General features: G+C 66.1%; 3 protein-coding genes. All 3 read left to right on the top strand.

Annotated elements, in window-relative coordinates; translation table 11 throughout:
• Positions 1-174 precede the first annotated feature (174 nt).
• From recC to recD, 3 genes are read left to right on the top strand one after another with little or no spacing between them, the layout of a single operon-like run.
• Positions 175-3657 carry an exodeoxyribonuclease V subunit gamma gene (gene recC / locus V3314_RS26215; protein ID WP_338459807.1) on the top strand — a complete coding sequence of 1161 codons (3483 nt, stop codon included), beginning with the start codon at positions 175-177 and terminating at the stop codon, positions 3655-3657.
• Positions 3654-7331, top strand: coding sequence for an exodeoxyribonuclease V subunit beta (gene recB / locus V3314_RS26210; protein ID WP_338459806.1), 3678 nt, complete (start codon positions 3654-3656; stop codon positions 7329-7331). Before recC ends, recB begins: the two co-directional genes overlap by 4 nt.
• On the top strand, positions 7328-9403 hold the full coding sequence (gene recD, locus V3314_RS26205; RefSeq protein ID WP_046616382.1) for an exodeoxyribonuclease V subunit alpha: 2076 nt from the start codon (positions 7328-7330) through the stop codon (positions 9401-9403). Before recB ends, recD begins: the two co-directional genes overlap by 4 nt.
• Positions 9404-9570 lie beyond the last annotated feature (167 nt).

Here is a 9570-nt window from a genome sequence, read left to right as displayed (position 1 = left end):
CCACCGCGTCGCTTGCTTCGCGGCTAAAGCCGCTCCCACAGGGACGGCGCAAGACCGCTTACAGGGTTCCTCCGATGCCTTGCCAATCGGTTGATGGCACTGCGCCATGCTCTCCGTATGGTACCTACGTGATATCGTTTCCCCTCATCCCCAGCGTCAGCCAAAGGCCTCCCGATGCCCAATACCACTCACCTCCACTCCGGCTTCATGATCGTCCACGGCAACCGCCTCGACGACCTGCGCAGCCTGGTGGTGAGCTGGATGCGTCGCTATCCCCTGGCACCTCTGGAAAACGAAATCGCCCTGGTCCAAAGCAACGGCATTGCCCAATGGCTCAAACTGGCGCTTGCCGAAGACCCTCAGGACGACGACCAGGGCGGTTGTGGCATCGCCGCCGCCATCGACGTGCAATTGCCGGGCAGCTTCATGTGGCAGTTGTACCGCAGCGTGCTGGGCCGTGACGAAATTCCCGAAGTCTCCCTGCTCGACAAGGCACCGCTGACCTGGCGTCTGATGCGTTTGCTCCCGGCCTTGATCGAACGCCCGCATTTCGAGCCGTTGCGACGCTTCCTCACCGACGACAGCGACCTGCGCAAGCGCTATCAGCTCGCCGAGCGCCTGGCCGACCTGTACGACCAATATCAGGTATACCGAGCCGACTGGCTCAAGGACTGGGCCGCTGGCGAGCACATCCTCAACACCGCCCGCGGTGAACGCAAGGCACTGCCCCCGGGCAACCGCTGGCAGGCCGAGTTGTGGCGCGCATTGCTGGAGGACGTTGGCGAGCAGGGCATGGCGCAGAGCCGTGCCGGCGTACATCAACGCTTCATCGAACGGATCAACAGCCTGGAGCAGGCGCCTGCCGGTCTGCCGGCCCGGGTGATCGTATTCGGCATCTCCTCGCTGCCAGCCCAGGCCCTCGAAGCACTGGCCGGCCTGGCGCGCTTCAGCCAGGTGCTGCTGTGCGTGCACAACCCTTGCCGCCACCACTGGGCCGATATCGTTGCCGACAAGGACCTGCTGCGCCACCAGTACAAGCGCCAGCAACGCAAGCAGGGTATGCCCTTGCAACTGGACGACCAGTCGCTGCACCAGCACGCCCACCCTTTGCTGGCCGCATGGGGCAAACAGGGCCGCGACTACATCAACCTGCTCGACAGCTACGATGACCCCGGCAGTTATCAGGGTGTGTTCAGCGACGGTCGCATCGACCTGTTCAGCGACGGCTCGCCTACCACGCTGCTAAACCAGTTGCAGGACGACATCCTCGAACTGCGTCCGCTCGCCGAAACCCGCGAGCGGTGGCATCCAGTCGACCCGGCCAAGGACCGCTCGATCCGCTTTCACATCGCCCACAGCCCGCAACGCGAAGTGGAGATCCTCCACGACCAGCTACTGGCCCGTTTCAGCGCCGACCCAACCCTGCGCCCGCGTGACGTGATCGTCATGTTGCCGGCCATCGATAGCTATGCGCCGCACATCCGCGCCGTATTCGGCCAGTTGCAACGCAACGATCCGCGGTACATCCCGTTCACCCTGACCGACCAGGGCCAGCGTGGTCGCGAACCCTTGCTGATTGCCCTCGAACACCTGCTCAAGCTGCCGGACAGCCGCTTCGCGGTCAGCGAAGTGCTCGACCTGCTGGATGTGCCGGCAGTCCGCGCCCGTTTCGGCATACGCGAAAACGACCTGCCCACGCTGCACCGCTGGATCGAGGGGGCCGGCATCCGCTGGGGCCTCAATGCCGAGCAGCGGGCCAGCCTCGGCTTGCCCGCCGGGCTGGAACAGAACAGCTGGCGGTTCGGCCTGAGGCGCATGCTGTTGGGTTATGCCGTAGGCGTGGGTGAGGCCTGTGACGGCATCGAACCCTACGATGAAATCGGTGGTCTTGATGCGGCACTGATCGGCCCGCTGGTCGCCTTGCTGGACGCCCTCGAAGTGGCCAGCAACGCTTTGTCCGAGCCTGCCACTGTCAGCCAGTGGGGCGAGCGCCTGCATGCCTTGCTGCAAGTATTTTTCCTGGCCGAGGGCGAGCACGATGAGTTCCTGCTGATGCAGTTGCAGGATCTGCGTGATAGCTGGCTCGAAGTGTGCGAGGCCGTCGGCCTGCAAGACCCATTGCCGTTGACCGTGGTGCGCGAAGCCTGGCTGTCGGGCCTCGATCAGGGCAAGTTGTCCCAACGCTTCCTCGCCGGCTCGGTGAATTTCTGCACCCTCATGCCGATGCGCGCCATCCCGTTCCGGGTGGTCTGTCTGCTGGGCATGAACGATGGCGATTACCCCCGCGCCCAACAGCCGCTCGACTTCGACCTGATGGCCAGCGACTACCGTCCCGGTGACCGGTCGCGCCGTGAGGATGATCGCTATCTGCTGCTAGAGGCGCTGTTGTCGGCCCGCGACCAGCTATATGTCAGCTGGGTCGGGCGCAGCATTCGCGACAACAGTGAACGCCCGGCCTCGGTACTGATCGGCCAGCTGCGCGATCACCTTGGAGCCGGCTGGCAGCTGGCAGGCGCGGAGCCGGGGCAGCCAGCACAACCAGGTGAGCAACTGCTGCACGCACTGACCCAAGAGCACCCGCTGCAACCGTTCAGCCCACGCTACTTCCAGAAGGGGAGCCCACTGTTCAGCTTTGCCCACGAATGGCAACTGCTGCACCAGCAGGGCCAGGAAGACGAGCAGGCTGACCCCGGCCTGCCGCCATACCATGACGATGAGGCCTTGAGCCTGACCCAGCTGAATGACTTCCTGCGCCACCCGGTGCGGCACTTCTTCAGCCAGCGTCTGAAGGTGTACTTCGAAGCGCTGGAAGCACCGACCCCGGACGAGGAACCCTTCGTCCTTGACCCCCTGCAACGCTACGGCGCCAGTGAAAGCCTGCTGGGTGCAGCGCTGGCCGAGCCGGACAATGCCGAACAGGCCCTGCAGGCACAGGCCCGACGCTTGCAGGCCTGTGGCGTGCTGCCGCTGGCCGGCTTTGGCGAACTGCTGCAGCGCGAGCTGATCGAGCCCCTGCCAGACTTGCTGCAACGCCACCGCCAGCTATTACAGCGCTGGTCGCAGCTGGTCGAGGGGGCATTGCCAGTGCATTTCGAGCACGGCCGTCACCGCCTCGAAGGCTGGCTAGGGCGGGTGTTCCAGGCGGATGACCAGAGCCTGCTCAGCATCACCACCGTACCCAATACCATCAGTGCCGGGCGCAACGCCCTGAAGTGGCACCGCCTGATCGCGCCCTGGGTCACGCACCTGGCGGCCTGCGCGGCGGGCTACCCCTATAACAGTGCGCTGGTGGCCAGCGACCTGACCCTGCTGCTTGCGCCACTGCCGCAAGCGCAGGCGGCGCAATTGCTGGGCGACCTGCTGGTAGCCCGTCAGGCGGCGATGAATGCGCCGTTGCCGGTCGCGGCCAAGACCGCGTTTGCCTGGCTGGCCCAGGACGATAGCGACAAAGCCTTGGCTGCTGCTGCCCGCGCCTACGAAGGCGACGAGCGCACCAGCTTCGGCGAGCGCAGTGAAAGCGTCGCCCTGGCCCGGCAGTTCCGTGACTTTGCCGCGCTCACCGCTGATGAAACCTTCGAAGGCTGGTGCGAAGCCTTGTACCGCCCATTGTTCAACGCCCCGTGGCAGACCCTGGGCAACCCGGAGAAAGGCGCATGACCCAGGACCGTCCCCTGGCACTGAGTTTCCCCCTGCATGGCAGCCAGCTGATCGAGGCCAGCGCCGGCACGGGCAAGACCTTCACCATTTCGGCGCTTTACCTGCGCCTGATCCTCGGTCACGGTGGCGAGCAGGGCTTCGACCGCGAGTTGCTGCCACCGCAAATCCTCGTGGTGACTTTCACCGACGCCGCCACCAAAGAACTGCGCGAACGTATCCGCGCCCGCCTGGCCGAAGCTGCGCGGTTCTTCCGTGGCGAGCTGGTAGCGGCCGACCCGCTGCTGCACCAGCTGCGTGACGACTACCCGGAAGAAGCCTGGCCACGCTGTGCCGGGCGCCTGGAAATCGCTGTGCAGTGGATGGACGAAGCAGCGGTATCGACCATCCACGGCTGGTGCCAGCGCATGCTGCGCGAACATGCCTTCGACAGCGGCAGCCTGTTCACCCAGACCTTGGAAACCGACCACAGCGAACTGCTGGGTCAAGTCATGCGCGACTACTGGCGGCGCTTCTGCTACGGCATGCAAGGCGACGCGCTGGCCTGGGTGCGTGGCCACTGGGGTAGCCCCGACGCCTTGCTGCCGCGGATCCGCCCACTGTTCGGCCGCGTGCGCGCCCAGCAGGACGGGCCAGAGCCGGCGGCACTGATTCAGGCATCGCTGCAGCAGCGTGGCGAGCAGTTGGCCCGGCTCAAGGCGCCTTGGGCGCAATGGGCCGAGGAATTGCGCCAGATCTGCCGTGATGCACTGGCCGCCAAACAGGTCGATGGCCGCAAGATGCAGGCCCGTTACTTCGAGCCCTGGTTCGACAAGCTCTGCGCCTGGGCCGCAGACGCACAACTGGTGGAGCTCGACCTGGGCACCGGCTTTACCCGCCTGACCCCGGCGGGCATGGCCGAAGCCTGGAAGGGCGAGCCACCCGAGCACCCGGCCCTCAATGCCATGCAGAGCTTGCAGCAACAGTTGCAGGCCCTGGACAGCCCGGATGCCCCATTGCTCGAGCATGCCGCCAACTGGGTATCGGCACGCTTCGAAGTGGAGAAGCGCCGGCGTGCGGAAATGGGTTTCGACGACATGCTCCTGCGCCTGCAGCACGCCCTGGCCAGCGAGGCCGGCGAGCGCCTGGCCAGCCTGATCCGCGAACAGTTCCCGGTGGCGTTGATCGACGAGTTCCAGGACACCGACCCGGTGCAGTACGGCATCTTCGAGCGCATCTACCAGATCAGCGAAAACCGGCGCGAAACCGGCTTGTTCATGATCGGTGACCCCAAGCAGGCGATCTATGCCTTCCGTGGCGCCGACATCTACACCTACCTCGCCGCCCGTCGTGCCACGAGTGGCCGTCTGCACAGCCTGGACACCAACTACCGCTCCAGCAAGGCCATGGTCGCGGCGGTCAACCACGTGTTCCTCCAGGCCGAGGCGCGTGCGGCAGGGCGTGGCGCGTTCCTGTTCCGCGAGGCCGATGACAACCCTTTGCCGTTCATCGAGGTCCGCGCCAAAGGCCGTGGCGAGCAACTGTTGATCGACGGTGAAACCTGTGCAGCCCTGCAGTGCTGGCATCTGGAAAGCGAAGAGCCTGTCTCCGCCAGCGTGTACCGCCAGCAGCTGGCAGCCAGCTGCGCCAGCCATATCGTCGCCTTGCTCAATGGTGGGCAGCAGGGCACGGCTGGTTTCCAGAGTGCCGAGGGCGAACTGCGCCCGTGTCTGCCATCGGACATCGCCATCCTGGTGCGCGATGGCCATGAAGCGCAGATGGTCCGCACCGAGCTTGCCGCGCGCGAGGTGCGTAGTGTGTACCTGTCCGACAAGGATTCGGTATTCGCCGCCCAGGAAGCCCACGACCTGTTGGCCTGGCTAAAGGCCTGCGCCGAACCCGACTCGGAGCGCCTGCTCAAGGCTGCCCTGGCCAGCCTTACCCTTGATCTGTCTCTGGCTGCGCTGGACCGCCTGAATCAGGACGAGCGGGTCTGGGAGGACTGGGTCATGCGTTTTCGCCGTTACCGCGACACCTGGCAGCGCCAGGGCGTGCTGCCGATGCTGCGGCACCTGCTGCATGACTTCCAGCTGCCGCGCACACTGATCCGCCGCAGCGATGGCGAGCGGGTGCTGACCAACCTGTTGCATCTGGCCGAGCTGCTGCAACAGGCCGCTGGCGAACTGGACGGCGAACAGGCACTGATCCGACATCTGGCCGAGCACCTGGCCAGTTCCGGCCAGGCCGGTGAAGAGCAGATCCTGCGTCTGGAGAGCGATGAGCAGTTGGTGAAAGTGGTGACCATCCACAAGTCCAAGGGCCTGGAATACCCCTTGGTCTACCTGCCGTTCATCTGCACCAGCAAACCGGTGGACGGTAGCCGCCTGCCGCTGGCCTGGCATGATAGCCAGGGCAACGCCCATCTCACCCTCACCCCAGACCAGGAACAGATCGAACGCGCCGACGACGAGCGACTGGCCGAAGACCTGCGCCTGCTCTACGTGGCCCTGACCCGCGCCCAGCATGCCTGCTGGCTGGGTGTCGCCGACCTCAAGCGGGGCAACCAGAAGAGCTCGCACCTGCATCGTTCGGCGTTCGGTTACCTGCTGGGTGGTGGCCTCGCCTTGCCGGGCTCGTCGCAACTGATGGGCTGGTTGCAGGCCTTGGCCAAGACCTGCCCGCACATCTCTTGCCCAGGCCTGCCGGTGGCAGATGAACAGCTGTATCGCATGCCGCACACCGAGCATGAGCTGCTGCCTGCCCGCAAGCCGCGTCGCGCAGCGGGCGCCGAGCATTGGTGGATTGCCTCGTACAGCGCCCTGCGCGTCGGCGACCAGACCCTCGGTGCCGACAGCTCCCAAGCCCAGCAGTTACTGGATGATGAAGTGCTCGATACCCAGGTGCTGCGCGATGTCCCGGCCGACAGTGGCGATATTCACCGCTTCCCGCGCGGGCCCAACCCCGGCACCTTCCTGCATGGCTTGCTGGAATGGGCGGGCCGCGAGGGCTTCAGCCAGGTCAGCGGCAATGCACGGCTGATCGAGCGAACCGTTGGCCAGCGCTGCAACCGTCGCGACTGGACCGGCTGGATTCCCACCCTGACGCTTTGGCTGCAGCGCCTGCTGGGCGAAGCGCTGCCGTTGCCGGGCAACGACCTCGGCGTGACGCTAGGGCAGTTGTGCCACTATCAGATCGAAATGGAGTTCTGGTTCGCCAGCCACCAGGTCGATGCCGAACAACTCGACCGCCTGGTGGTACGCCACACCCACCCCGGCCTGGCACGCCCGGCGGCGCAGCCGACCGTGCTCAATGGCATGTTCAAAGGCTTCATCGACCTGGCCTTCGAACTGGACGGGCGTTACTACGTGACCGACTACAAGTCCAACTGGCTGGGCCCGGATATCCAGGCCTACGATGCCCTGGCCATGGAAAAGGCCATCCTCGAACATCGCTACGACCTGCAATACGTACTGTACCTGCTGGCCCTGCACCGCCAGTTGCGCGCCCGCCTGCCGGACTACGACTACGACCGCCATGTCGGCGGCGCCCTGTTCATCTTCCTGAGAGGCGCCAGCAGCAGCGGCCACGGCGTTTATCACACCAAGCCACCGCGCGAGCTGATCGAAAGCCTCGATGCGCTGTTCCGCGGCGAGCATCCGCCGGTACAGCAGGACCTGTTTGCCGGAGCCGTGATATGAGCCGAAGCCTCGTCGACTTGTTGCCCACCCCGCTGCACGCCGAGCACCTGCTCGCCTTGGCGCCACAGCATGACAGCGGCGACCTCCTGCAACTGCTCGACCGCTGGGTAGAGCGGGGCTGGCTGCGTGCCCTGGACCGTGCGTTCGTATCGTTCCTGGAGGAGCGAGCCCCCGGTAGCGACCCCCTGCTGTTGCTGGCCGCCGCACTGGCCAGCCACCAACTGGGCCACGGCCATGTCTGCCTCGACCTGCAGCAAACCCTGGCCGAGCCCGATTTTGCCCTGTCGTTGCCGCCTGAAGGCGACGCCTTGACCGGCCCCTTGCTGTTGCCCTCGCAGTTGCTGGCCAACCTTGACCTGCACGCCTGGCGTCAGCGCATTGCCGCCAGCTCGCTGGTGGCCGCAGGGGATTCCCCGGGCCAGCAGGCGCGGCCTCTGGTGCTCAGCGGCGAGCGTCTGTACTTGCGCCGTTACTGGAGTTACGAGCGGCGCATCGACCATATCCTGCGCCAGCGCCTGACCCAGGCCGAAGCGCCTCCGGCCGACCTGCCTGGCCGTTTGGCGCAACTGTTCGACGGTGGTGCGCCGGCTGGCCAGGTGGACTGGCAGAAGCTTGCCTGTGCCCTGGCCACTCGCGCCGGCTTCAGCATCATCACCGGCGGCCCTGGCACGGGTAAGACCACTACCGTGGTGCGCCTGCTGGCCTTGCTGCAGGCGCCGGCGGTGGAGCAGGGCAGGCCGCTGCGCATTCGCCTGGCCGCGCCGACCGGCAAGGCAGCCGCGCGTCTGACCGAATCCATTGGCCAGCAGGTCGAGCGCCTGCAGGTCAGCGCCGAGGTGCGCGGGCATATCCCCACCGAGGTCAGCACCGTGCACCGCCTGCTCGGCAGCCGCCCTGGTTCGCGGCACTTCCGCCACCATGCCGGCAACCCGCTGCCGTTGGACGTGCTGGTGGTCGACGAAGCGTCGATGATCGACCTGGAAATGATGGCCAACCTGCTCGATGCCCTGCCGCCACGGGCGCGCCTGGTACTGCTGGGCGACAAGGACCAGCTGGCCTCGGTCGAGGCCGGTGCGGTACTGGGTGACCTGTGCCGGGATGCCGAGGAGGGCTGTTACTCGCCGGCGACCGAGGCATGGCTGGAGCAGGTCGGTGGTGAGTCGCTGGCGGGCAGTGGTCTCAAGGCCGGCGATGAGCAACGCAACCCGCTGGCCCAGCAGGTGGTGATGTTGCGCTTCTCGCGGCGTTTCGGCGAAGGCAGTGGCATCGGCCAGCTGGCCCGGCTGGTCAACCGCCAGGACGCCCATGCGGCGCGCAGCCTGTTGGCTGCGCCGCCACCCGATGTGCACAGCCTGGCCCTTAAGCACGAACAGGACCGCGCCTTCGACCGCCTGCTGCTCGACGGCCTCAACCGCGGCAGCGATGGCCCGCAGGGCTACCGCAGCTACCTGCGAACCCTTGGCCGCTTCCGCCCGGCACTCGGCACCGCCGTCGACGACCCCGCGTGGGAGCAATGGGCGGGCAAGGTGCTGCACAGCTTCGAGGACTTCCAGCTGCTGTGCGCGGTACGCCGGGGCGCCTGGGGTGTTGAAGGCCTCAATGAGCGGGTAGCGCGGGTGCTGCATAATGCCGGGCTGATCGACAGCCAGCAGCCCTGGTACGAAGGGCGCCCGGTGCTGGTGACCCGCAACGACTACGGCCTGGGGCTGATGAACGGTGACATCGGCATTGCCCTGCGCCTGCCGGATGAGCACGGCGAACCCCTGTTGCGCGTGGCCTTCCCGCGTAACGACGGCAGCGGCGGCGTGCGCTTCGTCCTGCCCAGCCGGCTGAACGAAGTGGAAACGGTATTCGCCATGACCGTACACAAGTCCCAGGGCTCGGAGTTCGGCCACACCGCGCTGGTGCTGCCGGATGCGCTCAACCCGGTGCTGACCAAGGAGCTGGTATACACCGGCATCACCCGCGCCAAGCACTGCTTCAGCCTGGTCGAGCCCCGCCAGGGTATTTTCGAAGAAGCTGTGGCGCGCAAGGTGCGGCGTATTTCCGGGTTGATGCTGGAGCAGGTGTAGGACCGGGAAGCCCTATCGCCGGCAAGCCAGCTCCCACAGGTACAGCGCAGCTCTCAAGGGTTGTGGAGTTCTCCGTGGGAGCTGGCTTGCCGGCGATGAGGGCATCAGTCCGCGTGCGTAAAGCAGCTCGTACCTACATTGATGCGGCCATGTGCTATCGTTGCGCC

The sequence above is a fragment of the Pseudomonas sp. TE3-3-F2023 genome, assembly GCF_036784815.1.
GTDB lineage: Bacteria > Pseudomonadota > Gammaproteobacteria > Pseudomonadales > Pseudomonadaceae > Aquipseudomonas > Aquipseudomonas pudica.
Note: the sequence above shows the minus strand (reverse complement) of the source record. Positions and strands in the feature narration are given on the sequence as shown.

Coding starts and splice junctions, on each gene's coding strand:
- recC (WP_338459807.1), top strand. CDS start 175: ATGCCCAATACCACTCACCTCCACTCCGGCTTCATGATCGTCCACGGC.
- recB (WP_338459806.1), top strand. CDS start 3,654: ATGACCCAGGACCGTCCCCTGGCACTGAGTTTCCCCCTGCATGGCAGC.
- recD (WP_046616382.1), top strand. CDS start 7,328: ATGAGCCGAAGCCTCGTCGACTTGTTGCCCACCCCGCTGCACGCCGAG.